This window comes from Palaeococcus ferrophilus DSM 13482, from assembly GCF_000966265.1.
GTDB classification, from domain to species: domain Archaea; phylum Methanobacteriota_B; class Thermococci; order Thermococcales; family Thermococcaceae; genus Palaeococcus; species Palaeococcus ferrophilus.
Map to the genome: position 1 here is coordinate 256,114 of NZ_LANF01000019.1, position 23,975 is coordinate 280,088.

The 23,975-nt window shown below is 53.0% G+C and carries 21 protein-coding genes; 11 read left to right on the forward strand and 10 right to left on the reverse strand.

From position 1 onward, the window contains the following. The first annotated feature begins 80 nt into the window (after window positions 1–80). Entirely contained in the window at window positions 81–1,238 is a 1,158-nt protein-coding gene (locus PFER_RS11190; RefSeq protein WP_048152374.1) for a hypothetical protein, read from the forward strand. Here PFER_RS11190 and PFER_RS11195 read toward each other — a convergent pair whose 3' ends face one another. The 3 genes from PFER_RS11195 to PFER_RS11205 form a co-directional block, all read right to left on the reverse strand. After that, window positions 1,239–2,321, reverse strand: coding sequence for a radical SAM protein (locus PFER_RS11195; RefSeq protein WP_048152377.1), 1,083 nt, complete (start codon window positions 2,319–2,321; stop codon window positions 1,239–1,241). A gap of 103 nt (window positions 2,322–2,424) precedes the next feature. Further along, window positions 2,425–3,225 (reverse strand): hypothetical protein, encoded by an 801-nt coding sequence (locus PFER_RS11200; protein ID WP_048152381.1) that lies wholly within the window; start codon window positions 3,223–3,225, stop codon window positions 2,425–2,427. A gap of 163 nt (window positions 3,226–3,388) precedes the next feature. Continuing rightward, window positions 3,389–3,838: a hypothetical protein gene (locus PFER_RS11205; protein ID WP_048152383.1), complete on the reverse strand. Its 450-nt coding sequence runs from the start codon at window positions 3,836–3,838 to the stop codon at window positions 3,389–3,391. A 258-nt stretch (window positions 3,839–4,096) separates the two neighbouring features. On the opposite strand from PFER_RS11205, the gene PFER_RS11210 reads away from it, so the two are divergent. Genes PFER_RS11210 through PFER_RS11220 form a run of 3 tightly spaced genes read left to right on the forward strand, consistent with a single transcriptional unit; the run spans window position 4,097 to window position 6,352 of the window. After that, entirely contained in the window at window positions 4,097–5,614 is a 1,518-nt protein-coding gene (locus tag PFER_RS11210; RefSeq protein WP_157255236.1) for a hypothetical protein, read from the forward strand. 51 nt (window positions 5,615–5,665) lie between these two features. Beyond that, a complete protein-coding gene (locus PFER_RS11215) occupies window positions 5,666–5,950 on the forward strand; it encodes a DUF357 domain-containing protein (RefSeq protein ID WP_048152389.1) in 285 nt (94 codons plus the stop codon). Window positions 5,951–5,959: 9 nt separating this feature from the next. Further along, entirely contained in the window at window positions 5,960–6,352 is a 393-nt protein-coding gene (locus PFER_RS11220) for a DUF555 domain-containing protein (protein WP_048152392.1), read from the forward strand. 70 nt (window positions 6,353–6,422) lie between these two features. On the opposite strand, the gene PFER_RS11225 is transcribed toward PFER_RS11220, so the two are convergent. The 5 genes from PFER_RS11225 to hsdR all read right to left on the reverse strand — a co-directional run bounded on the left by PFER_RS11225 (window position 6,423) and on the right by hsdR (window position 13,198). Continuing rightward, window positions 6,423–6,851, reverse strand: coding sequence for an EVE domain-containing protein (locus PFER_RS11225; protein ID WP_048152395.1), 429 nt, complete (start codon window positions 6,849–6,851; stop codon window positions 6,423–6,425). A 188-nt stretch (window positions 6,852–7,039) separates the two neighbouring features. After that, window positions 7,040–7,858: a hypothetical protein gene (locus tag PFER_RS11230; protein WP_048152399.1), complete on the reverse strand. Its 819-nt coding sequence runs from the start codon at window positions 7,856–7,858 to the stop codon at window positions 7,040–7,042. After that, window positions 7,858–9,168 (reverse strand): restriction endonuclease subunit S, encoded by a 1,311-nt coding sequence (locus PFER_RS11945; protein ID WP_052696245.1) that lies wholly within the window; start codon window positions 9,166–9,168, stop codon window positions 7,858–7,860. Before PFER_RS11945 ends, PFER_RS11230 begins: the two co-directional genes overlap by 1 nt. Then, window positions 9,165–10,661 carry a class I SAM-dependent DNA methyltransferase gene (locus PFER_RS11240; RefSeq protein ID WP_048152402.1) on the reverse strand — a complete coding sequence of 499 codons (1,497 nt, stop codon included), beginning with the start codon at window positions 10,659–10,661 and terminating at the stop codon, window positions 9,165–9,167. Before PFER_RS11240 ends, PFER_RS11945 begins: the two co-directional genes overlap by 4 nt. A gap of 2 nt (window positions 10,662–10,663) precedes the next feature. Continuing rightward, entirely contained in the window at window positions 10,664–13,198 is a 2,535-nt protein-coding gene (gene hsdR, locus PFER_RS11245; RefSeq protein ID WP_048152405.1) for an EcoAI/FtnUII family type I restriction enzme subunit R, read from the reverse strand. A gap of 149 nt (window positions 13,199–13,347) precedes the next feature. Here hsdR and PFER_RS12245 point away from each other — a divergent pair, with 149 nt between their 5' ends. From PFER_RS12245 to serS, 4 genes are all read left to right on the forward strand, one after another. Continuing rightward, window positions 13,348–13,512: a hypothetical protein gene (locus PFER_RS12245; protein ID WP_157255239.1), complete on the forward strand. Its 165-nt coding sequence runs from the start codon at window positions 13,348–13,350 to the stop codon at window positions 13,510–13,512. After that, on the forward strand, window positions 13,509–14,807 hold the full coding sequence (locus PFER_RS11250; protein WP_048152412.1) for an RNA-guided endonuclease InsQ/TnpB family protein: 1,299 nt from the start codon (window positions 13,509–13,511) through the stop codon (window positions 14,805–14,807). The genes PFER_RS12245 and PFER_RS11250 overlap by 4 nt, the downstream gene beginning before the upstream one ends. A gap of 321 nt (window positions 14,808–15,128) precedes the next feature. Then, window positions 15,129–16,730, forward strand: coding sequence for a glutamine hydrolyzing CTP synthase (gene pyrG, locus PFER_RS11255; RefSeq protein ID WP_048152415.1), 1,602 nt, complete (start codon window positions 15,129–15,131; stop codon window positions 16,728–16,730). Between the two features lie 87 nt (window positions 16,731–16,817). After that, window positions 16,818–18,170 (forward strand): serine--tRNA ligase, encoded by a 1,353-nt coding sequence (gene serS, locus PFER_RS11260; RefSeq protein ID WP_048152418.1) that lies wholly within the window; start codon window positions 16,818–16,820, stop codon window positions 18,168–18,170. 7 nt (window positions 18,171–18,177) lie between these two features. On the opposite strand, the gene PFER_RS11265 is transcribed toward serS, so the two are convergent. Then, entirely contained in the window at window positions 18,178–18,729 is a 552-nt protein-coding gene (locus tag PFER_RS11265; RefSeq protein WP_048152421.1) for a flavoprotein, read from the reverse strand. Window positions 18,730–18,824: 95 nt separating this feature from the next. On the opposite strand from PFER_RS11265, the gene PFER_RS11270 reads away from it, so the two are divergent. The 3 genes from PFER_RS11270 to PFER_RS11280 are packed head-to-tail and all read left to right on the forward strand — an operon-like array spanning window position 18,825 to window position 21,076. Next, a complete protein-coding gene (locus tag PFER_RS11270) occupies window positions 18,825–19,271 on the forward strand; it encodes an HAD family hydrolase (protein ID WP_048152424.1) in 447 nt (148 codons plus the stop codon). A gap of 10 nt (window positions 19,272–19,281) precedes the next feature. Then, window positions 19,282–19,899, forward strand: coding sequence for a YigZ family protein (locus tag PFER_RS11275; RefSeq protein WP_048152682.1), 618 nt, complete (start codon window positions 19,282–19,284; stop codon window positions 19,897–19,899). A gap of 52 nt (window positions 19,900–19,951) precedes the next feature. Next, the gene (locus tag PFER_RS11280; RefSeq protein WP_048152427.1) at window positions 19,952–21,076 is read left to right on the forward strand and encodes an AAA family ATPase; all 1,125 of its coding nucleotides are present in this window, start codon (window positions 19,952–19,954) and stop codon (window positions 21,074–21,076) included. Here the strand turns inward: PFER_RS11280 and PFER_RS11285 are convergent. After that, window positions 21,060–23,747, reverse strand: a complete 2,688-nt coding sequence (locus PFER_RS11285; RefSeq protein ID WP_048152430.1) for a DEAD/DEAH box helicase — start codon at window positions 23,745–23,747, stop codon at window positions 21,060–21,062. The genes PFER_RS11280 and PFER_RS11285 overlap by 17 nt on opposite strands. Window positions 23,748–23,975 lie beyond the last annotated feature (228 nt).

Here is a 23,975-nt window from a genome sequence, read left to right on the forward strand (position 1 = left end):
CAACTTCAGGGGGGAGTTTAAAAACCTGATGTCCCGCAAGGTTTAAGTTCCAGGGGGGCGAAAACCTTGGGGGTGTGCATATGAAGGAGGTAATACTTCTAACCGGGGCCCCCCTCAACGGGAGGGACGAGTACGCCTGCGAGGCCCTGGAAGGGGCGGGGGAAATCTACCAGTACTACCACGTTTTTGACTACATCAGGAGAGTAGCGAAGGACATGGGCGTTAAAATAACCCGGAAGAACGTCCTCGACTTTGCGCTCAACCACTCAGAGCTCATGAACGACATACGGGATGAGGCCTTCAGCAGGATAAGGCGCGAGATAGATGATAGCGAGAAGGATTACCACATAGTCTCAACCCCGGCGCTCTTCCGGTGGGGCAGCGGGAGCGTTATAGGCTTCACCCTGAGCAACCTCAAGCTCCTCAAGCCGGAGAGGGTGATAATAGTCCTCGACGACATCCTCAGCGTCAGGCGGAGGATCATAAACGACCCCGAGTGGTTCGAGCGCTTCGGAAGCGAAGAGAACATAAAGCTCTCCACCCTCGTCATGTGGCGCGAGGATGCGATAAACCACGTCAAAACGCTCGTCCACGAGCTCAAGAAGGAGGGCATAGAGGTTCGCTACGTCCTCCAGTTCGGAATAAGACATCCAAAGGAAACCTTCCTTGACCTGCTCTTCCATGAGAACGAGAAGCCGCTCGTTTACCTCAGCTACCCCATGACCGGCCACGAGGAGGAGTACTATCAGCGCGTCAGGGGCTTCTACGAGAAGCTGAGCGAGCACTTTACGGTTCTTGATCCCGGTGCCCTCGACGATTGGTGGGTCGTTGCCGAATACGACAACCAGGTGGAGAAGGATCCGGAGATAAAAAAGATACACATAAAGCACCTCCTCGACGGCAACGAGGTGGACGAGCTGGACAGGGAGGACATAGAGCAGGCCACGGAAATCCTCAGGAGGCAGCTGGTGGACAGGGACTTCAACCTCGTGAGGGTGAGCAAGGCCATAGCGGTTTACCACTACACACAGCACGTCTCGGCTGGGGTTATAAGTGAGATGGCCGAGGCTCACAGGAACTTCGGGGCGATATACCTCTACTACCCCTTCAAGCGCCGTCCCAGCCCGTTCATGGAGTACTACGGCATGCAGAACCCCTCGAGAAAGACGATGTTCAAGGACGAGGACGAGATGATAAGGGCGATGGTGGAGGAGAAGGAGTACTGGACTAAGGCGTGATCAGGGGAGGGGAATCCTCTCCACCTCTATTCTGTCCCACGTGGGGTACTCCTCCACTATGAAGAACCTCACGTCGCCTTCTATCGCATCCGCCAGCTCAACCGCCACCTCCTCGGGCATCTCAAGCCTTCCCCTCTCGCGGTTGATGTAGAGCCACTCTCCCGGGACTTCCGCCTCCTCAACGAGGAACTCGTAGAGCTCATTCAAATCTTCGTACTCCGCTATTCCAAAGCGGAGAGTTCCCTCTTCAGTTATCTCCATGTATGGCCTCGCGACGTTCTTCGCCATCCTCCTCAGGCGGTTCTTGAGCTGAACCGCGTCCTTGAGCTTCGCGGTGCACAGGTGGTAGCTGAGGGAGGTGTTCTCCTCCCCCCAGCGGAGGAGCTCAAGCCCGAGCTCGAGGGAGCCCTTTATGGCGGAACTCTCGTCGCTTATGGGCTTGAAGCCCCTGTTGAGTATGGCCCTTAGGTTGGTCTCGCTGAACTCAAGCTCGTTCACGTTGAGGAACTTCGCGCCGAGCTTATCCAGGAACCCGGCGTACCACCTCATCCTCTCCAGCTGGCCTGGGATGGAGGGTATCTCTCCTCCAACGTCCCAGCCGAAGTCGAAGGCGTTGCGAATGTTCTCTATCTCAACTTTGAAGAGCTTCGAGTTCGGGTTGAAGAGATCAGGGTGGAATCTTATTTCGTCTAAACCGGCGTCGTAGAGCTTTTCGAGGTTCTTCTTCGTTGCGAGCGCTCCGGTTGTGTAGAGGTGGACGTGGAACCTCTCCCCGAAGCTGTCCTTGAGGGTCTTTATGTACTCCACAGTCCTGTCGAGCCTGGCGAGAGGGTCTCCCCCTGTAACCCCTGCACCTTTAGCCTCCTGAATTTTGGCCTCCTCGATGATATCTCTTACCCTCTCAACGGGCCTCTCGTTGGCATAAACAACGTCCTCCCTCCTCCACGGGCTGAGAGGGCAGTAGAAGCAGTCCCTTGGACATGCCCCCGTTGTGAAAAGGACAAGCTTCTCGCCCCTAACGCAGAGCTGGCAGCCCTTTGGAAGCTCTCTCACGGAATAGGAAAAATAAGGGGTCTCTCTCATGAGCGTCACCAAAAAAGAGAAAGGGGCGGGGGGCTTTAAACCCTTCGGTGGCGGGGGCTGATTTAATCCACTGATTACACCATGGAACGCAAAACGGGGGTGCCTAACGGAGGATCGTAACAAGCTCTTGTATCTCCTCGCTCTGCGTGAGCTCCTCCACCTCTTCCAGTATTCTCTCCTTCTGGCTGATGACGATTCCGGAGGCCCTGTCCTCGCCGGGGACTATCACGTGGATGTTGCCCATTATTATGGCCCCAAGGTTGAGCCTCTTTATGAGGAAAGGTCCGTACTTCTGCACGATTCCGTGAATGAGCTCCTCGATGGCCTCCCTCGAGTACTTGAGCCCCTCGGGCTTCACGGTGACGGCGAAATCTAACTTTAAATCCACCTTCTTTCCGATGGGAGCATGGAACACCTGGGTGGACAGGACGAGGTTGTTCACGTCAACGCCCTTCTCCCTAAGGTGTATGGCCACACCCTTGGCGAACCTCTCAAGCTCTTCCCTGTACTCCTCGGGACAGTCCACGAGCACCGTGAGCTTTCCCCTCTCCTCGACATCGCCTGTGGTGAACTCTATCCTGAGGACCTCCTCCGGGACGTAAACTAGTAGGCCCCTTCCCTTCAGCTTCTCCGTGAGGTTCTCCGCTACCTTCTGGACTATTGACGTTATGAGCTCCTCCTCGTCGAAGAGGATGTAGCTCTGGGAGTCGTCCACGGCAAGGTAGGTGAGGGGAATTAACACCCTCCGTCCGTCCCCAAGCGTCCTGGTCTCCACCCTCACAAGGACCTTCACGGGCTCCATTCCCACTGCCTGTATGCCCGATAGGATTGGGTTCACGTAGTGACTCCTTATGATTGAATGATAAGTGGGATTCTCGGCGATGACCATAATCTCCTCAACCATCTTAACCACCTCCTCTCGCCAATTGAAAATTGTCCTAAAAGTATATAAATTTTTCCCAAAATTTTGGACAAGTTTTTAGTATTGCATTAAAATGTGGTAATATTTCCAAGTAAGTTCTTCTTTTGTTGAAAAATTTACAATACTGGTTGTAAAATCTCCAACATCATGCAACCTCCGTCTGGTCGTATATGGGGAGGTTCTTCATATGCCTTGACAGCGTCCTGTAGAAGAACTCCTTCATCTCGGCGCTCATCCCGTCGTCGAGGATTATGTCGGCCTTTCTCTTCTCACGGTAGTTCATCCTATCCGCCCTCTGGAGGAGGAGCTCTATCGCGGGCAGGAGCTGGATTATGAGCTCCCTGAACAGGTCAACGTAAACGTCCTCGTCAAGTCCTTCATCGCTCTCTATCCCGACGTAGATCGCGTACCCCCTCAGCTGTATGACTATCACGAACTCGTTCTCGCTCACCTCAACGAAGGAGAATGAGTACTGGGTTGAGCCGATGGTGGCTAGCATAACCCCCTTTATCGAGAGTATGACGCTCTCTCCCTCAACCTCGAAGATTAAATCCTTGGCCAGCTCCCTCTGGGCTATGTCGTACAGGCCTATCATACAAACCCCTGTCAAAGTAGGGCGTAGGCCTTTATATCCCTTTGCACTTTTAATAACGAAAAGTTTTTAAAATCTCCCGTCCATAGTTAAATCGCCTCTTCTTGGAGCGCCTTGGCAAACCCAAAAAACACCGGGAGGTGGGGCCATGCTCGAGGATGTGCTCCTGCTCTACCTACTGAGCGATAGGAAGAAGGGGAAAAAGCGCAGGCCACGCGACACCCAAACCCTTTAAATTCCCTCCCCCAACTACATACGGGTGTGACCATGGACGTGTTCTCCCTCCTCGTGAGCCTCAAGAAACCGGAACCCCTCACCCCCGAGAAGAGGGCCCGGGACTTCCAATCACTCCTGCAGTCGGCCAGACCCGGCGATGAAATCGAGGTAAGGGGATTTCTCCTCATGAGGGAGCCCCCTAACTCACCGCACGATGCCCTCTACTACCTCCTATCGCCCCTGAGCCCTTCGGAGCTTGAAAAAAGCCGTTTCCGAACTTTCGCGGTCCTCAAGATAACCGAGAGGACGAGGGTGTCAAAGGATGCAGACTTTCGGGGAGGGGCCTACGTCAGGGTGAGGGGCCTTCTCGAGCCCTATCCCTACGGCACCCTGCGGGCCGTGAACGCCCTTTCCATTGAGGGGGAGGATTACACCTCATACTGGAGGGACTACCGCGGGTACGCCCTCAGCAGACGGGAGATGGAGGAGCTCTTCGCTTCAACCTTTGACATGAACTTTCAGCTCAGGACGGCCTTTTTGTACACCCTCTTCTCCTCCCCCACGCTCCCGGAGTACCGCATGAGCGAGGGGGGAACGCTCTCCGTAATCGAGACGGACGAGAGGGTCGTAAAATCCTTCTGGGAGGTGGGGCGTTACCTCGTGGGGCTCCTTCCACCGGAGCTCCTGCTCCGTAGGGGAATGGCGAGAAGGCTCTACGTTGACCCCGAGCTTGACATTGACTTCCCGCTCTTCCTCCCGGGCGGCTCAATGAGGTACTACTCTCCCACCTCCTCGGCGCTCCTGAAGAGGGAAGTGCCCGTCGCGAAGTGGGCGAGGGAGTACTTCACCTCCCACGGAGCGGTTTTCATAACCCCCAAGGCCGCTGGAAAGCTGACCCCCGCGGACTCCCTCGCCCACCTCTCGGAGTTCCCGTTCATACGTCAGGAGCCGGCTGGAGTCGAGAGGAACCGCGAGTTCGAACAGCTCATCCCCAACATACTGGTCACCATAGCGCTCGCCCGCGAGAGGGTAAAAACTCTCTCAAGCGGGGACCCCGCCGTTGAGGACTTTGGAGAGCGCTTCCAGCGCTGGTTGACCAAAAACCGCTTCGAGTACGGCGAGATGATGGACGCCCTCATGCTCCACGGAAGCGTCTTTGACGCGGACACCCGCTTCAGGCTCAGCCTCGCCCTCCTCGGGGAGATGGCCCGCTTCGAGGGGAAGGTTACGAACTCGCTCAAGGGCAATGTGCTCGAGATCAACCAGGAGCTCCTCGACACGTGGATAAACGAGGTGCCGGAGGAGACGATAATGAGGGCCGTCAAGGATTACGAGACCTTCGTGAGCAGGGACAAGAGGATGCGCATGGCCCTTCGCGTGTTCCTCGACCTTGAGGCCACCTCCTCGGGAGGACTGGTTGGAAGGGCGGAGTTTGAGAGGGCCCTCGTTGGGGCTGGTTTCAGGCCGGCTGACGCTTCGAGGATAACGGACATGCTGATAAAGGAGGGCTACATCTTCCAGCCAAGGCCCGGAAGGCTGCGCCTGATAGTGAGGGACTTCTAGGGCGATACGTTTATAAGTCTATCACTTTATCCCCTACCGAGGCGAAAGCCAATGAGGGAGATAACGGAAGAAAAACTACAGAAGTACTTTCAAATTGCCAGAGAAGCCCTGGAAACCCTCGAAATTGCCGTCCATGAGAAGAGTCTTCTGTACCCCGTTGCGAAAGACTTTTTAACCATGGCCAGAAGCTACTATGAAGACGCCCGGTACTACTACGAAAAGGGCGACTACGTGACGGCTTTCGCGGCTTTGAACTACGCACACGGCTTCATTGACGCAGGGGTAAGGCTTGGAGTGTTTAAGGGCGAAGACGACAGGCTGTTCGCCTTCGGATGAGGTGAGAGCATGGGAGACTACGTTGTGGTGTTGGAAGCACCAATCATAGTGAGAGACGTTGAGACGGCTGAGGATGCAATAAACGTGGCCGTTTCAAAGGTTGCAAAGGCTTTGAATAAAGAGAAGCTCGATTTTGTGAGGGTTGAGCTCGGGTACTCCCAGTGCCCGGTCTGCGGGAACCACTTCGAGAGCGCGTTTGTCATAGGGAACGTCGGACTCGTTGGGATTTACCTGACGCTCAGAGTGTTCAACGCCCAGAGCGTTGAGCACGCCGAGAGGATAGCCAAGGCCGTTGTCGGAAAGGCCCTCAAGAAGGTGCCCCTGAAGGTGTTTGAGATTAAAGAACTCCACGACGGAACGGACGAAGAGGGGATAGAGATAAACAACGGGGAGATGCTTTAGTCGCCTTTTCTGCCCTTTAACTTTTGGCTACCTCTCTCCCTTCATTGGATGCCTTCGGGAAGGAGGCCATTCAAAGCAGGCTTTCGATGAGCTTGTAATCCTCCTCTGGAATTTGCCTCATCGATTTACCCATCAAGTGGCCGCTCCAGCGCTTCTTGTTCGTGATGAACTTCAGCTTTGGAATGAGCGGCTTGAAATCAATCTCGCCGAGTTTGGCCGGCTTGATCTTCACCCTGAGTGGATAAGTCTCGTTCGGCATATGAGCCTTGAAAATCCTGCTTGAGTCCTCGTAAGGCTCGCTTATCACTTCAAAAATGCCGACAATTCTGGGTTCAAGGACTTCCTTGTTTTCGCGCTCCTGCTTGAGGTAGATGACGAGCTTATCGCCGAGCTTGACTTTGGCGATGGTATTCCTGTGCCTCCTCGGCACGCCCCAGACGTTCTTCTCCTTAATCACCTTCCAGTTCGCACGGTTGGTAATGCAGAGCCAGTAGGTCATGGAGGTCACCCCCACCACTCTATAAACGGGAAGCTTAATAACCTTTTGTGTTCACCCATGCATATATTTAGCCACTAACCTTTAAATAGAAGTTTAACAGAGAAAAGAGTGGAGATGAGGGTAAGTCCCGGTGTCCGCCGCGTACCCTGAGGTACGCAGAAATGGCGGCCCGGGGGCCGATTCTAGGTTCAGTCTCTTATTAGCTGTGCTAAATCAAGATTTATTGCTTCAATCTTTATTGGAGTTTTAGGAAATTCCAGCTCAATAAGGTGCTTCAATTTGTTAATATATTCGGGGGTTGCACCAACAATACCAAGTAGTATCACTGCGTCTCGCCGGTATCTACGTTCATATGCTTTCCTGGCAGCATCTAAGCGAAATATTTGACTACGTACAACTTCTAGAGGAAGAGGACTAAGTTTTATCTCGATTATAGCATCCGTTTTTTCATCAAGTGGCATGACAGCATCTGCAACATGTCTCTCAATTCTGACCTGTCGTTTTGCTATAGAGTTATACTTCCGCTCAAGTTCCCTAATTGCAAATTCTTCGATAATGTACGGAGGAATTTTGTCTTTTTGATTGAACTTCAGTTTAACCCCTGGAGAAGCTTTGTCCTTGTTCTTTGATACTTCCGGGATTTCCTCGAGTTCACTTCTTTCCTTTTCTTGTACTTCTTGAGGGGTCGCATATGGAAGCTTAACAAGAACTTCAAAAAATGTACGTGCTGCTTCCCCACCTCTAAGTATTGCTACAAGATTCAAAAGAAAGTCTAATCTCGTGATTCCCGTTGCGATGATAACAATAGCAAGAAAATAAATTAATGAGTCCCTGGCAATTAGAGCTATTGACGATACTAAAACAATACTTGAAACCCTAAGGAGATCAGTTATATCAAGGCGTTCTTTTTTCATTTTGAATATGAATAATGCCAATATCATTACAAAAGCAAGAACAATGCCTAAAACTCCCACACTTGTTGGATCTGGAATTTCAAAGTTATACATCACAACTCACCCCTGAACGCCCTGTCGAGTATCGAGGGGAATAGCCTCTCAAGCTCCTTCTCCCTCTCCTCGTAGAGCTTTACAAGCTTCTGCGCGCGCTCGCTGATCCTGTCGAGGTAAGCTACTATGCGTTTCTGTTCTTCGAGGGGCGGGAGGGGTATTGGAGTCTTTTTGAGGGTATCCATATTAACTCCAGCTTGCCCCACCCAGCGAGTGCATACACTTCTAAAATACCCCTGCATCCAAAGGTAATTAATGGAAACTGTAAGCCACTCGGGCAAAATTACTTCCTCTTTAACACGAATTCTTGTTATGTGATTGCTGTACCCCCATGGGAGCTCCTCAGTTACTAACGCCGCTCTACCTACAAGCTCAAAGCTGTTAGTATTGTTAAAGAGAACATCCCCCTTTTGGAGGTAGTAGTCTTTGATGTTAATTTTCTCATCAAGCTTAACCTTTACAACCTTCTCTAGATTTAAATGACCAACATCAATGTTATTTGGCCTCAAGTGAGGAACGCCATCTTCACTAATGTGCTTTTTATTTCTTGCAAAGCCTGGTTTCATATCCTTAGCAACTTCACCAAGCCTCACCCACTCCCAGCCCCTCTTGTCCGCCCGCGAGAAGACCTCGTGCAGAGCGGAAGCCACGAGATTTTCCGCCTCTTCCCTCGCTTCCCTCGCGAGCCTTTTGGCTTCCTCAAGCCTCTTGCTCACCTCGTCGAGCTTCGCCACGATGCGCTTTTGTTCTTCGAGGGGTGGGAGGGGAACTAAGATACGGGAAAGTTCTTTGGCATTTATTCCCTTTCTCAGCTTATCTCCCATCTCCGCTTTGACATTAGCCCAATAGTATGGAGTTTGGGCAAAATAAAACACAAACTTGGGGAACACATCTGTTCTTTTAACTTTTAGTCGGATTAAGTATGAAGCAAAAACAGAATTTATCTCCCGATCAATATAAGTTGCCTTGCCTGTCGTTGCTCCGATTCTTGCGAATAGTAAATCCCCAATTCTTAAGCGATATTTCTCTAACTCCTTTTTGGAAATTTCACAGAAGGGAACTTCTTCCCAATTTATGTTTCCAGTTTCATCAATGTCGGTTATCCTAAGAAACTTTACCCCAGTATTGTTCTCTATAGCCGATGCAGTATAACCATACCCAAACTTCCCTAAATCGCCCAGCCTCACCCATCTCCACCCTTCCGGAAGCTCCCACGGGCCTTCGTGCTTCTTCGGCTTTTCCGCCTTCTTCTCGGCCTTTTCTGCCTTTCTCGTCTTCCCAAGGAACGCCGTGAGCGGCTTCTCCTTCATGGCTTCTCACCGAGCACTGCCTTTATCTCGTTCAGGAGCTCGCTTATCCCCCTCTCCTTCTCCTCAAGAGAGGCTATTATTTCCTCTGGTGCGGGGTACTCGATGGTTAGCTTTCTGTTCGGGTTCCTCGCGCTTAAATCGTAGTCCCTCTCCTTTATCTTGTCAATGCCCACAACCCACGAGTTCTCAGAGAGGGCCTTCTTCTTCCACTCCTCGTCGCCCGTTTCAAGGTACTTCCTCCAGGCCTCGAACTTGTCCAGGGCGTCGCTTAAGTCCTCGTCCTTTATCGGGTTCGCCCTCGTGTAGTTCTTCCCGTTGGGAGGAACGAGCTCGTAGTACCAGATCTCCCTCGTGGGCTTACCGCGCTCGAAGAAGAGCAAACTAGTCTTCGGCCCGGTTCCACCCTTGGGCGAGATGTTGGCGAAGACCCCCTGCGGGAGGCTGACCACCGCGAAGACGTTGTTCCTCTCGAGGAGCTCCTTCCTGACCTTGATGTAGGACTTCGTAACGTTCGAAAGGACGCCATCGGGCAGGACTATCCCGACCCTTCCCCCCGGCTTCACCTTTCTCATGACGTATTGAAGAGCTGCAAGCTCCGTGGAGCGCGTCCTAACCGGGAGGTTCTGGAGGTTTGATTCCTTTATCTTTCCACCAAAAGGCGGGTTCGTGAGGATGATTTTGTAGAGCTCACCGGGACTGTGCAGGTCTTCGCTGAAGGTGTCGGTCTTGGTGAGCTTGGCGTTAACACCGTGGAGGAGGGTGTTCATGCTGGCTATGAGGTAAGCTTGGGGCTTCAGCTCCTGGCCGTAGAAGGACTCCTCAAGCTTCTTTAGATCTTCGACGCTCTTCGCCTTCTCGTAGGCGTGGTTGTAGGCCTCCACGAGGAAGCCGCCGGAGCCGCAGAAGGGATCGAAGACGGTCTCCCCTATCTCCGGATCAACCACCTTCACCATGAACCTCACAATGGGCCTCGGCGTGTAGTACTCTCCGGCCGCTCCACCCTCGCGCCCCATGAGCATCAGCGTCTCCTCGTAGAGCTGGGACATTATGTGGGTGTCCTCCTCATCCGTCCTGATGTCCTCTATACTCTGGAATATCTCAAGGAGGTTGTGGGGGTCGTGTATCTTCAGGCTCACGTTCGAGAATATTTCCCCTATCTTGTTGAGCTCGTCGCTACCACCCAGGGAGCCCAGGTAGGGCCAGAGTTCGGTGGATATGAACTCGTAAAATGCCCTGACGTCCTTTACCTTTTTTAGACTGGGGGCATCGAAGCGCCTCGGCCAGTTGTGGAAGAGGTACTCCTCCTTTATCACCGGCCGGTACTTTTCCCCCTTCAGCTCTGCGGTGAGTTTCCTTTCCTCCTCCCTGTCGCTCAGTATTTTGAGGAAGAGCATCCACGAGAGCTGTTCAACGTAATCCAGTATGCTTAAACCTTCAGCGCGCATTATTTCGTAAATGTGCTCGATTTTATTCGCAAGAGCCTGCCTTTCCATTTTCAGCCCTCCATCAGATCAGCGTACAGACCTTTTTCAAGCTCTTCGAGGAGCTTCTTTAATCCCTCTCCTCCACCAAGGATCCTCAACACTCCCTTAAGGTTGCCGTATTCCCTGAACGTTGGTAACTCAAACACCTTCGGATCCTCTATCTCACTCAGACCGTAGAGCCTGTAGTGGTCGAGGAGCGTGAGTATAACGTCCCTTCCTTTCTGGCCGAACTTCTTTATGAATTCTTTCTTTACCTCCCTGAACAGCTCGGCCCTCTCATCGCGCGTTACTATTGGTGCGTCAAAGAGGAGGTGGGCCAGAAGGTCGAACTCGTCCGCTTCGGGAACCTTCTCTATAAGCGAGAGGAGTTTGAGGTCTATACCGGACTTCTTGAGGTCTTTCTTGAACTGGAGCCTCATGTTGCGGTTGAGCCACACTTTTTTCAGGTCGTTCAGGCTCGCGACCCTCCTTTTCACCTGCTCTCTGGTGTATTTGACGTACTCCGCCTCAAGAACCTTGTTGCCGCGGACCTCTATCCTGATTTTGTTTTCTTCCTCGATGAAGACATTTAAGCCATGGACGGTTATCGGGGCTTTGTTCTCAGGGTTGAGCTTCCTCAGGGTTACGGTGGTTGTGCTGTCGGGCCGTGGGAAGGTTGTAACGTACGTCTTCTTCGGGCGGTAGCCACTTGCCCGTATATCAATCAGCACCGCCTCTCTGGGCACGTTGCTTTGAAAGACCCTCCCATCATCTCCGGCCACAACATGGAGGGGCTTTCCGGGTTTAACGTGAATAACAACATCGGCCCCTTTGACGGGTTCCAGCGTCTCATCGTCCACTATGGCCATGTTTAGATACCAGTCGGTGGGCCTTTCTTTTTTGGGTTTATACGGGGGGAAATCCCACCTGTCCAACAATCTCGTGGCCCCAGTGAAGTCCACTATCCTGAAGGTGTACTTCTTCTTAATGACATCCCCCCTTGTGTAAATCCTTGCGGCCCTGCCGATAATCTGGTGGAACTCAACCTTGGAACCGACGTGCTTGAGGAAAATGATGTTCTTTATCGTGGGGACGTCTATCCCGGTGCTCAACATGTCAACGGTCGTTGCCACCACTGGAAAAGGCTCTTGGGAGCTCGCAAAACTGTTCCTCAGTATGGTGTGGGATTCCGGGTCGTCCGAAACTATTGGGTAGGCGTAGTTGTCAACGCCAAACCGGGAATTGAAATGGTTATTCAGCAGCGCCGCCACTTCCCTTGCGTGCCTCTGGGTGGGGCAGAATATAACGGTCTTCTCAAGGGGGCCTGTCTCTTCTAAAAACCTGGCTATCCATCCCACTATCGCCCTGGTTCTGTCAGGTAGTATGATGTTCTTCTCAAACTCGTTGGCGGTGTAGTACTCCTTCACTTCCGCCCCTTCAGGTATTTCGAGCTTAACCCCCGCCGTTCTGAGCTCCTTGAAAGTGATCATACCATTCTTGTCAACGTTGGTGTAAACCCTTATTATCTCCTCGGGTGGCGCGAGATAGCCGTCTTCTATACCCTGTGCGAGCTTGTATTCGTAAACAGGCTTGCCAAAGTAATCGTAAACGTCCACGTTGTCGGCCCTCTGTGGAGTGGCGGTGAGACCGAGGTGAATCGCCCTATTGAAATACTTGAGGATGTCGTGCCACCTGTTCCAGCCGGAGCGGTGGCACTCGTCTATTATCACGAGATCAAAGTAATCCGGGTCGAATTCCTGGTAAACTTTCTTGCCATCCTTTTCAGAATAGAGGGTCTGATACGTGGCGAAATAGACATCCTTGGCAAAGTTGAGGTTGTCCCCCTTCAGCTCCTCACGTGCGGTTTTGAAGGCTTCAAACGCGTTGTAAGCTTGATTCCTAAGGTAAACCCTATCAACCACAAAAAGTATCTTCTTCACAAGTCCGCTCTTGTAGAGCTTCCATGCTATCTGGAACGCTACGAAGGTTTTTCCACTCCCCGTGGCCATGGTGAGCAATAAGCGCTTTTTACCAAGAAGTATTTCTTCAATGGCCCTCCTCACGGCCACTTCCTGGTAGTAGCGTGGCTTTTTGTCACGAATATAATAAGGAACTTCCAGTGGATTTGCCCCGCTCCTCTTTACCGCTTCGTCCAGTCCCTTTCTTCTGGTGTATCTCTCCCAGAGTTCTTCTGGACCAGGAAACGCTTCAATCTCCCTCGCCTCTTTCGTGAAGAAGTCATACTCAATTATCTTGAGGCCGTTGGTGGCGTATGCGAATGGTGCATCCAGAGCTTTTGCGTACCTTTTCGCCTGCTCTAACCCATGGTATGCATCTTCCCTTGCTTTCTTTGCCTCAACAACGGCTATTATATGACCCTGAGCATTTGGGTAGAAGAGAACGTAATCCGCCCTTTGGGGGGATGTTCTGCCCCCATCGCTGTTGAGAATTCTCCCCACCGAAATAGTGAACTCTCTCATTATTTTATCCTCGTCCCATCCACTTTCATGGAGCTTGGGATCAATGAGTTTAGCCCGCGTGTCTTCCTCACTATAACGCGTGTACACTTAACCCCACCCAATGTTGTTAGTGGTTACTTTTCTCTTCCGAAAGCCTCGCCCTTCAGGGCGGGGATGCAGTATTCGGAGATTCAGCCTGAGAGCAGGAAAGCACTCCACCAAAACACTTAAATATTAAACCATACTACTAAATACTGGTGAGTGAAGTGGGAGTAATCACGATCTCCGTTGATGATGAAATCGAGAAAAAATTCAGAGAACTCGTGGTGAAAAAATACGGGAAAATCAGAGGAGCGTTAGGAGTAGCAGTAACCGAGGCTATGAAACTCTGGATTAAAAAAGTCGAAAGCGAGGAAAAATGAAGCGGTCAATAACCATTAAGCTCCAGCCCTCAAAAACCCAAGAGAAAACACTCAAAGAGTTAGCTCTTATTAGCTCGAAAGTTTGGAACAGGGTGAACTATCTCAGAAGGCAGGAATTCTTTGAGGGGAAACCCATAGACTTTCTCAAAACTGAGAAAATAGTTTATGAAGAGTTCAAAGCTGAAATAGGCTCGGCAACAGTCCAGCAAATTTGCAGGAAGAACGCCGAAGCTTGGAGAAGTTTCTTCTCCCTTTTGAGGAATAAACGGAACGGAGAACTCCCCAAATGGCTTAAACCAAAACCACCCGACTACATCAAGGAAGAAGGCTTAATCGTCCTTAGAAATGACCAATACAGAATTGAGGGGAATAAACTCATCCTAAAAGGCCTTGGGAAGTTTAAACGCTTGGAAGTTCAATTCAAGGGGAGAATTCATCTTAAAGGAAAGCAAGGGAGATTAGAGATAACTTATGACCCAATAAGGCAGAAGTGGTATGCTCACATTAGCATCACCTTAGAGAAAAAACTTCAGGGCGAGGAATGGGTAGAAGTTCCAAGACAACCTTTAGGAAACCTATCCGCCGGAATTGACCTTGGAGTGAACAATTTGATGGCCGTTTACGTCGAAAACGGGGAAAGTTTTTTGGTGAACGGCAGGCCTCTGAAGTCAATAGCCTTCTATTGGCAGAGGAGAATAGCGGATTATCAGTCAAAACTCAACAAAAGCGGAGCTAAAAAGAGCAGAAAACTCTCCAGAATGCATCAGAAGGCCAAGCTTCAAGCGAGGCACTACATTAACACGGCGGTAAGGCAAACTGTTGAAAGGCTTTATCGTCTCGGAGTTTCCAGAATTGTAGTCGGTTATCCAAAGGGAATAGCAAGAAACCCTAACAAGGGTAAGAAGCAGAATTATCTCCTCTCCCACATCTGGAGGTTCAACACGGTAATAAAACGGCTCAAGGAAGTAGCCGAGGAGTATGGTATTCAAGTTCTGGTTGTTAACGAGGCTTTCACTTCAAAAACGTGCCCCGTCTGCGGGAAGCCCCACGAAGGGGCTCGCTTTGTTAGAGGATTATTTAAGTGTCCCGCAACGGGGCTTATCTTTAACGCCGACTTAGTTGGCGCTTTTAATATTTTGAAGAAGGGCGTAAAAACTATAACCCCGAGCTTGCCGGGTTTAACGGCAAGTAGGGGTAATTGGCCGAAGGCCCGGCCAGAGGGGTTCGAAGAACCCGATTCAAGTTGGGTTCTTGTAAGAACCCCTCAAACTTCCCTGTCTTTAGCGAGGGGTTAGCTCGTTGGAACCCTCGCCGTTCACGGCGGGGAGGAGGTCAGATACAGCCTTATAATTTTATCTGCTTTCGAAAGAAAACAAAGAATAACTATAACTTTTCAAACCATCCGAGCTTTCCCCTCGGGCTCGAGGTGATCACATCAAGACTGGCATCAACGAAACCATGCGACACTGGCAGACTGATAGTCCCAAGCACCCCTTAATTCTTGCCCTCTTTTGCTGGGGGTACTTAATTGGGAACTCACAATTTTTAGCCTTTTCTAAACAAAACTTTTAAGCACTCCTCAATCAACCACAGACATAACGGGTGGAGGTTTTGCCATGACGAAGTTCATATTCATAACGGGCGGTGTTGTTAGCGGTCTCGGAAAGGGCATCACCAGCGCTTCTATGGGAATGCTCTTCAAGGCGCGCGGCTTTAGAACGACCAACATCAAGATAGACCCCTATCTAAACTACGACGCGGGAACCATGAACCCCTACCAGCACGGGGAGGTTTTTGTGCTGGATGACGGCGGCGAGGTTGACCTGGATTTGGGCAACTACGAGCGCTTCCTCGACACCAGTTTGAGCTTCGACCACAACATAACCACCGGAAAGGTCTATTCAGCGGTCATCGAGAAGGAGCGCAAGGGCGAGTACCTCGGCGCAACTGTCCAGGTGATTCCGCACGTAACCAACGAGATTAAGGAGCGCATCAGGAGGATAGCGAGAGACTACGACGTGGTCGTTGTCGAGATAGGCGGAACCGTGGGAGACATAGAGAGCATGCCCTTCCTTGAGGCAGCGAGGCAGATGCAGATAGAGGAGGGAAGGGAGAACGTCGCCTTCATCCACGTCACCTACGTGCCAAAGCTGAAGGTCGTCGGCGAGCAGAAGACCAAGCCGACCCAGCACAGCGTCAAGGAGCTCCGCTCCCTTGGAATCCAGCCGGATGCGATAGTTGCGCGCTCGGAGGAGCCCCTCGAGGAGAGCGCCAGGATGAAGATAAGCCTCTTCACGAACGTTCCCGATGAAGCTGTGATCAGCGCCTACGACGTTGAGGACACCTACGAGGTTCCCCTCATGCTGGAGAAGGAGGGACTGGCCAGGTACCTCACCAAGAGGCTCGGCCTTCCTGAGAAAGAGCCCGAGCTCGAGGCGTGGCGCGAGATGGTCGAGAAGTACAAGAGCCTTGAGGACACCGTTGAGATAGCGGTGGTGGGCAAGTACGTCAAGCTGTCCGATTCTTACCTCAGCATAAAGGAGGCGTTAAAGCACTCCAGCGTCGCCAACGGCGTGAAGGTTAAGATACGCTGGATAGAGGCGGAGGACCTCGAAAGGCAGGGCTTTAAGCTCCTCGAGGGCGTTGATGGAATAATCGTGCCCGGCGGCTTCGGGGCGAGGGGAACCGAGGGCAAGATGATGGCGGCGCGCTACGCGAGAGAAAATAACATCCCCTTCCTCGGAATCTGCTTCGGCTTCCAGCTGACCGTTGTGGAGTTCGCTCGCAACGTTCTCGGCCTCAAGGGGGCGCACTCAACAGAGATAGACCCGCAGACGCCGTATCCGGTCGTTGACCTCATGCCGGAGCAGAGGGATTTGGATAGGCTCGGCGGAACGATGAGACTTGGCGCCTACCCCGTCCACATCAAGCCCAACACCCTCGCGAGGGAGCTCTACGGCAGGGAGATAGTCTACGAGCGCCACAGGCACCGCTGGGAGGTCAATCCTGACTACATAGAGAAGTTCGAGAAGGCCGGCCTCGTCTTCAGCGGAGTGGCCGGTGACGACGGCAGGAGGATGGAGATACTCGAGCTTCCGGAGCACAGCTACTTCATAGCCACCCAGTTCCACCCGGAGTTCAAGTCGAGGCCGATGAAGCCCGCGCCCGTCTTCAGGGGCCTCGTGAAGGCGGCGAAGGAGAAGAAGTACGGAAACTGATTCCATCCCTCTTTTTTTAACCGGCCCCCGTGGGCCTTAAGAAAACGTTTTAAGTCCCGTCCCGTTATGAAGAGTTAGGTGAAAGACATGCTGGACCTCAAGCTTATCCGTGAAAACCCGGATGTTGCCAGGGCAGACCTCCTCAAGCGCGGTGAAATAGAGAAGCTCAAGTGGATTGACGAGATACTCGAGCTCGACGAGAAGTGGCGTGAGAACCTCCGCAGGATAAACGCACTGAGAAAGGAGAGGAACAGCATTGCCATGGAGATAGGGAAGCGCAAGAAGGCCGGCCAGCCCGCGGATGACCTCCTCGAGAGGAGCAAGGAGGTAGTGAGGCAGATTGGGGAGCTTGAGAAGGAGAACAACGCCATAAGGGAGAAGATTGACTACTACCTCTGGCGTTTACCCAACATAACCCACGAGAGCGTCCCGGTCGGCAAGGACGACAGCGAGAACGTCCCCATAAGGTTCTGGGGCAAGGCGAGGGTGTGGAAGGGCCACCTCGAGAGCTTCCTTGAGCAGAGCGGCGGTAAGATGGAGTACGAGGTCATAGAGTGGAAGCCCCTCCTACACGCAGACCTGCTCCCCGTGATAGACGGCGCCGACCTCGAGAGGGCGGCAAAGGTGAGCGGTTCGCGCTTCTACTACCTCAAGAACGAGCTGGTCATCCTTGATCTTGCCCTAATACGCTTCGCCCTCGACAGGCTGATTAAGAAGGGCTTCGTTCCCGTAACTCCTCCCTACATGGTGCGCCGCTTCGTCGAGCAGGGGGCCACGGTCTTCGATGACTTCGAGGAGGTCATATACAAGGTTGAGGGCGAAGACCTCTACCTCATCCCGACAGCTGAACACCCGCTCGCGGGAATGCACGCCAACGAAATCCTCGATGGGAAGGACCTCCCACTCCTCTACGCCGGGGTTTCACCGTGCTTCAGGAAGGAGGCGGGAACGGCAGGAAAGGATACGAAGGGCATCTTCAGGGTTCACCAGTTCCATAAGGTGGAACAGTTCGTCTACGCGAGGCCGGAGGAGAGCTGGGAGTGGCACGAGAAGCTCATAAAGAACGCCGAGGAGCTCTTCCAGGAGCTTGAGATTCCGTACAGGGTTGTCAACATATGTACCGGCGACCTCGGCTACGTGGCAGCTAAAAAGTACGACATAGAGGCTTGGATGAGCGCCCAGGGCAAGTTCAGAGAGGTTGTGAGTGCGAGCAACTGTACGGAGTGGCAGGCGAGACGCTTAAACATCCGCTTCAGGGATAAAACCAATGAGAAGCCGCGCTTCGTCCACACGCTCAACTCAACGGCGATAGCCACGTCGAGGGCCATCGTGGCAATCCTCGAGAACTTCCAGGAGGAGGATGGAACCGTCAGGATTCCAAGGGCCCTCTGGGACTACACGGGCTTCAAGGAAATCCTCCCAGTGGAAAAGAGGAAATGAGCTCGCATTAGAGCTTTATAACTTTTCTTACCCCTTCTTTGGCCACCTCAAGGGCGCGGGGGACTTCCCGCGGATGCTCAAGGATTATCACGCCCTCGTCCCTCAGCGCCTCAAGGTGCTCCAGGTCAATTTTGCGCACGTATATCTCGAACTCCTGACCGTTGGGGGCCTTTGTTTTTACAACGGGCTTCGAATCTGTGGGAACGATTATGAGGGGCACGCGGCTCTTGAGGGCGAGGATGGCGCAGCAGCTCAGAAAGCTGTCCCCTATTCCGAGCCTTATCTTTGCCACGGTGTTCGAGGTGGCAGGCGAAATAACGAAGACGTCGTACCTTCCGAGGTTAAATGCCCCGCAAGAGGGGAAGGAGCGCCCCTGCCGCGATTCGCGCACAAGGGGGAGTTGCCCTATGTCCTCGAGCACCTTGTACATGGCCGCGACCTCTTCCCCGGCCGCTGAAAGGAGAACCTTAACGTCGTGCTTCTCCGAGAGCTTCATGAGGACCTCAACGCTCTCCTGCAGAAGGTGGCCCGCCCCGCTTATTCCCCAAGCTATCCTCATAGCCTCACCTAATGGAGTTTCGAGGGAGAAGCTATAACCTTTTCCTCGATGGGACAAGCCTTAAGAGATGGACGCGTAGTTTAACCGGTGGTCGTATGGAGATACCGAACTACGGAGTTCTTGAGGCGAAAACCGTTGTCTTTGACCTCAACGGCACCCTCGGGGAGAGCGGAAAAATGGGAGAGGAAGTGAGGCACCTGATGGAGAGACTCACCGACCGCTATACCGTCGTCGTGTTGAGTGCGGACACCTTCGGCACGCTCGAGGAGGAACTCAAGGGGCTGCCCGTTAAGGTCGAGAGGGTCTCGAGCGGCGAGGAGAAGCTTGAGAAGGCTTTGGAATACGCGCCCTACATAGGGGTGGGCAACGGCAACAACGATGTCCCAATGCTCGAAAACGCGGAGCTGGCATTTTGCGTCATAGGGAAGGAGGGGGCCACCGTTGATGCTCTCCTGGCCAGCGATATAGTCGTCACGGACGTGAGGGATGCGATAGCGATGCTCCTGGACGAGAAGAAGCTCATCGCGACGCTGAGGAGATGAGGTGAAAGGTTTGGACTACAGGACGCTCAAGGGGGCGGGGACAGCCGAGCTGGTGGTCAAGAAATCAGTGTTCATCGGCTACGCCTCACCCGCTGGAAGGGAGGAGGAGGCAAAGGCCTTCATAGCGAGGATAAAATCCAGCCACAGCGACGCGACCCACAACGTTTCAGCCTACGTTATAAACGACGGAAGGAACTTCGCGGTCAGGTATGACGACGACGGCGAGCCCAAGGGATCAGCAGGAAAGCCAGTCCTCAAGGTCATCCAGAACAAGGGGCTAAGCAACGTTGTTGTGGTAGTTACGCGCTACTTTGGAGGAATAAAGCTCGGCTACGGCGGTTTGGTGAAGGCCTACAGCGACGCTGCCAGTCTGGCCATAGAAAACGCCGGGATCGTTGAGGTCTACGAAACGGAGCGCTTTGAGGTAGCTTTTCCCTACAACATGTTCCACGTCGTTAAAGAGACCGTCGAGAAGGCCGGCGGAAAAGTCGTGGACGAGGAGTACGGGGAACTGGTAAAGTTTACGGTTGAGACGAGGAAAGGGGAAGCGGAGCCGCTGATGGAGCTTTTAACCGAGAGGACGAGGGGAAGGGCGAGGCTTCGGGCGATGTTCATGAGGGCTCTCTAAGGAAAGCCTTTTATATTTACACGCCGTGTAATTTACATGGGGTGTAATTTACATGGTATGTAAAAACTTCTTCAGCACGAGGCCGGTTATGGAGGAGGATTGCCTATGGGGGGAGGGGCACATAAGGGCGGTGGAAAACCTTCTGAAGGCTGTAATCAGGGGCAACACCTCCGTCCTCCTCGGGCCGAGACGGGTCGGCAAGACCAGCGTGGTAAGCGTCATGGCCGAGAAGCTCGCCAGGAAAAGGGGACACCACTACATCTACTTCAATCTCTCGCGTTTTATTGGGGCTAAAGCTCTCTCGATAGCAGACATCGAGCCCAACAGAACTTCCCTCAGGATGATAACAACGAGCAAAAGCTACAGCCTCTCACTGAAGGGCCTGTCCGTAGAGGTGAGAAAAACGAGTATAGAGGAGTTCACATCGGACTTTTCGAGACTCGTCAGACTCCTTTCGGAGAACGCTAAGGTGGGTGTCTTGATATTCGACGAGGCCCAGGTCCTTGCGAGGCTGAAAAACGTGGACTTTCGGGGTCTGTTCCAGGAGATAACGGACAGCTATCCGAATATCTCGCTCGTGTTCACCGGCTCAATGCCCGGAATGCTCATGGAGTACCTGAACCCGGAGGCAGAGAGGGCCGGCTTCATGCGCTCGGCGGAGACCTCCACCCTCGAACGGTGGAGCGAGGAGGAAAGCCTTTCCTTCTTAAAGGCGGGCTTTGAGTCCTACGGAATAAAAATTTCCGACGAGCTTGAGCTAAGGAGGGCATCGGCGGAGCTTGGAGGAATCCCTGGTTTCCTCTCATACTTTGGGATGACGGTGGTGAACCTCATCAGGGGAGGACTTCCAGCCAAGGAGGCCCTGCCAAGGGCCCTTGAGGAGAGCAGGAGGTACGCGTTAAGCGAGTGGAAGAGGGACATAGAGGCCTTCCTTAACGTCTACAACAGCGAAGTTTACGTCGAAGTCCTCGAGGTTCTTGCATCGTCGTACCCCACGGCCCTCAGGGGGGCTCAGGTCTACAGGGAGCTTGAGCGGATTGGGAAGGCTCCCAAAAGGGTTCAGCACATCTACAAGTACCTTGGAACCCTCAAAAAGGCCGGCTTTATAAGGGAGGCGGAAGGGGCCTACTGGATAGACGACCCCCTCCTCAGGAAGGTCATCAGGGCCCTTCCGTAGACCTTAAAATTCTCTCCCACACCCTTATGGCCAGCCATTTGTCCAGAAACTCGTTGAATGTTCCGCACTTCGGCGAGAGAACGCAGACTGGACAGCCGTCCTGGCACTCACAGGATCTCAGGTGCTCAAGGCTCTTCTCCATCAACTTCTCAGCGTTCTCGTAGATTATCTCCGCCAACCCTGCACCGCCCTCGTTGCCGTCGTAGATGAAAACGACCGGCTTCCCGAAATAGGGCATTCCAGGAAAGTTCTCGTAGCTGTAGCCACCGAGCTCTCTTGAATCCACGTAGGTGAATATCGGCGCTATCTTTATCATGTTGTGCTCTATCGCGTGGAGCGCGCTCCCGATGCCGTCCTTGCTGTCCACCATCTTCTTTACGGCGAAGGCGAGCTCCTCATCCTGGATTCCGGCCTTCTGGAGGCTCTCACCTATCGTCTTCTTTATGGCAAAGCTCGTGGCGCCGAGGTAGAGTGAAAAGATCTTTCTCCTGTCGAGGCTCTCGTAGATGTAGAATGCAATATCCTCAAACCCCCTCTCGGCCGCCCTGCCAAGGAACTCCCTGAACTCCTCTTCCGTTAGTTCTCGTACCTCATCGGGGAAGACAAGCCAGATTCCCTCGGTCTCGAATTCCCTAACGTAGGGTTCTTCGAACTCGACCTTGGCAAAGCGCTCCCAGTTGAGTATCGAGAAGTCTTCCCCCGTCTCAACTCCCTCGCCCGTCGCTGGAGAGGAGATTTCACCCCTGAGTATTCCCGCTTCCCTCAGCTTTACCAGTTCGCCCACGTAGTTCCCGGTATCGAGGCCCTTGACGGCGAAGCCGGTATAAATGTGCCTGACGCGGAGCCTTCCTAGACCAATCTCTACGCCTTTGTAGGACTTCTTTGCCCTCTCTTCCAGTATCTCGACCTCTTCCAGCTTCCTCGCGAAGGTCCCAACGTCCCAGAGGCGGTTTAGTTGCTTTGCGAAGACGAAGTGGAACTTTCCGATGCTGACTCTTTCTTTAGCCATGTAGAGCTCTCCCCTTGAGAAGTACGCCATCCCCGGCAGGAGAGAGCGGTGGTATTCATCTTCATCAACTTCTTCGATGATGTAGCCCTTCATCTTGAGCCAGTTGATGAAGTTTAGGAGCTCCCTGAGCGAAGCCTTCTCCATCAGCTTCGCCCTTATCCACGGCTCGTCCTTCACGAGAAAGAAGCTCTCGTCGCTGGCAGTCCTAAGTGAGGAGTACTCGAAGGCCGGTCTTCTGACTCTAACCTCAAGCTTCCCTGTCAGCGGGTTCTTCTTGAGGTCTGCCTTCCTCTCGATGGCGAGTTTTTCGGCTATTTTCCTCTCAAACCCGTCCAGCTCGTCCCAGTCAAGGATTCCAAGCTCTGTGAAGAGGTAGTGCAGGTGCTTCTCCGCTATGCGCTCGTTGTCTACCTTGACCGGCATGTACTCGATGATGCCCTTCTCAAGCCTCTCGACGAGCTCATCGAAGTGCTCCCGATAGTAATAGTCGAGGCCGTTCTTCCTCAGAACAACGCCGTTCAGAGCTTCCCTGTCGGCGCTCCTTCCTGCCCTCCCAAAGCGCTGGATTAGCGAGAAGAGGCCATCGGGAGGAATGCCGTAGTTTATCACCGCGTCAAGGTCGCCGATATCTATCCCGAGTTCGAGGGCGTTCGTCGTGAGGAGGACGAGGAGCTTTCCATCTTTGAAGTCCCGTTCTATCTCCCAGCGGACGTTCTTCGGCAGGGTGCCCTTGTAGGTGCTCGTTTTGGCGAAGATCGACGAATTCAGGAGAAACCTCATGAGTTTCTCCGTGCCCCTCCTGCTGTCGAAGAAGACGAGGGTTTTGATCTTTTCCGCGGTGAGCCTCTCAACCGCCGCCCTTAGGAGCTGCCTCTCATCGAGGTTCTTCGGTTCGAAGAGCACCAGATACCTCCTCGGGAAGGGGTTGGTTGCACTCTTTACCTCCTTGAACTCGGCCCTGAAAAGCCTTTCCGCGAACTCCTTAGGGTTCCTCAGCGTCGCGGAGAGGGCAATTATCTGGGGCCTAACGCCGAGGCGTTTGAGCCTGAAGAGCAGACGCCTGAAGAGCCACGCCGCGTTGCTCCCGAAGACCCCGCGGTAGACGTGGAGCTCGTCAACGACAAGGTAGCGGAGGCTTCTCAGGAGCCACTCGTAGTCCCTCCACCGCCTTAGGATGTTGTAGTGGAGCATGTCGGGGGTTGTGAAAAGGACGCGCGGCTTCTCGCGGATCAAGGCCTTTCTCTCGCTCCAGGGGACGTCGCCGGTTAGAATCCTCGCGCTCACCATTTTCCCTGTCAGGCGGTAGAAGATGAGATTAGCCCTCTGGAACTTCTCAAGCTGGTTGTTTATGAGCGCCCTCGTGGGGTAGACCAGCAGGTAGGTCTTTCGGGGGTCGGAGAGGTAGGAGTCGAAGATAGCTAAGCGGAAGATTTCACTCTTACCGCTGGCCGTGGGCGTTGTAACGACGATGTTTTTGCCAGAGTAGAGCTTCTCCAATGCCTCAACCTGGTGGCGGTAGAGGGAAAAGCCCAGCTCGTCAACGAGGGCGTTTATCTCGGGGTTTTTGAACATAAACTCTCCAAACTCGCCCTCCTTCGGAGGGAAAACGTGGACTCTCGCCATCTCTGACTTTAAAGGCTTGAGGGCTTCGAAGAGGGACATGGAGGAATTTTGGAGCTGGAGGCTAAAAAGGTTACCTCTCTCCCAAAGTCTCGGCCGCCGGGCAGGAACTCACTCCCAAATGCTCAAACGCCACTTTAAGTCCACGGAAGGCGGTAACTCGGGACTTTTTTCTTGTATCAGGGAATCCCAAAAACGTGGGAGCTTCGCAAGTGGGGCCTTTTGGGACTTCGCCCCTACACCGCCGAAACACTTATATACATGTAAAGG

Excerpts from the sequence above, each read along its gene's own strand:
- PFER_RS11225 (WP_048152395.1), bottom strand. The coding sequence starts at position 6,851 with ATGACCTACTGGCTCTGCATTACCAACCGTGCGAACTGGAAGGTGATT.
- PFER_RS11200 (WP_048152381.1), bottom strand. The coding sequence starts at position 3,225 with ATGGTTGAGGAGATTATGGTCATCGCCGAGAATCCCACTTATCATTCA.
- PFER_RS11230 (WP_048152399.1), bottom strand. The coding sequence starts at position 7,858 with ATGTATAACTTTGAAATTCCAGATCCAACAAGTGTGGGAGTTTTAGGC.
- serS (WP_048152418.1), top strand. The coding sequence starts at position 16,818 with ATGCTGGACCTCAAGCTTATCCGTGAAAACCCGGATGTTGCCAGGGCA.
- PFER_RS11265 (WP_048152421.1), bottom strand. The coding sequence starts at position 18,729 with ATGAGGATAGCTTGGGGAATAAGCGGGGCGGGCCACCTTCTGCAGGAG.
- PFER_RS11190 (WP_048152374.1), top strand. The coding sequence starts at position 81 with ATGAAGGAGGTAATACTTCTAACCGGGGCCCCCCTCAACGGGAGGGAC.
- PFER_RS11280 (WP_048152427.1), top strand. The coding sequence starts at position 19,952 with ATGGTATGTAAAAACTTCTTCAGCACGAGGCCGGTTATGGAGGAGGAT.
- PFER_RS11220 (WP_048152392.1), top strand. The coding sequence starts at position 5,960 with ATGGGAGACTACGTTGTGGTGTTGGAAGCACCAATCATAGTGAGAGAC.
- PFER_RS11945 (WP_052696245.1), bottom strand. The coding sequence starts at position 9,168 with ATGAAGGAGAAGCCGCTCACGGCGTTCCTTGGGAAGACGAGAAAGGCA.
- PFER_RS11215 (WP_048152389.1), top strand. The coding sequence starts at position 5,666 with ATGAGGGAGATAACGGAAGAAAAACTACAGAAGTACTTTCAAATTGCC.
- PFER_RS11250 (WP_048152412.1), top strand. The coding sequence starts at position 13,509 with ATGAAGCGGTCAATAACCATTAAGCTCCAGCCCTCAAAAACCCAAGAG.
- PFER_RS11270 (WP_048152424.1), top strand. The coding sequence starts at position 18,825 with ATGGAGATACCGAACTACGGAGTTCTTGAGGCGAAAACCGTTGTCTTT.
- pyrG (WP_048152415.1), top strand. The coding sequence starts at position 15,129 with ATGACGAAGTTCATATTCATAACGGGCGGTGTTGTTAGCGGTCTCGGA.
- PFER_RS11285 (WP_048152430.1), bottom strand. The coding sequence starts at position 23,747 with ATGTCCCTCTTCGAAGCCCTCAAGCCTTTAAAGTCAGAGATGGCGAGA.
- PFER_RS11240 (WP_048152402.1), bottom strand. The coding sequence starts at position 10,661 with ATGGAAAGGCAGGCTCTTGCGAATAAAATCGAGCACATTTACGAAATA.
- PFER_RS11195 (WP_048152377.1), bottom strand. The coding sequence starts at position 2,321 with ATGAGAGAGACCCCTTATTTTTCCTATTCCGTGAGAGAGCTTCCAAAG.
- PFER_RS11205 (WP_048152383.1), bottom strand. The coding sequence starts at position 3,838 with ATGATAGGCCTGTACGACATAGCCCAGAGGGAGCTGGCCAAGGATTTA.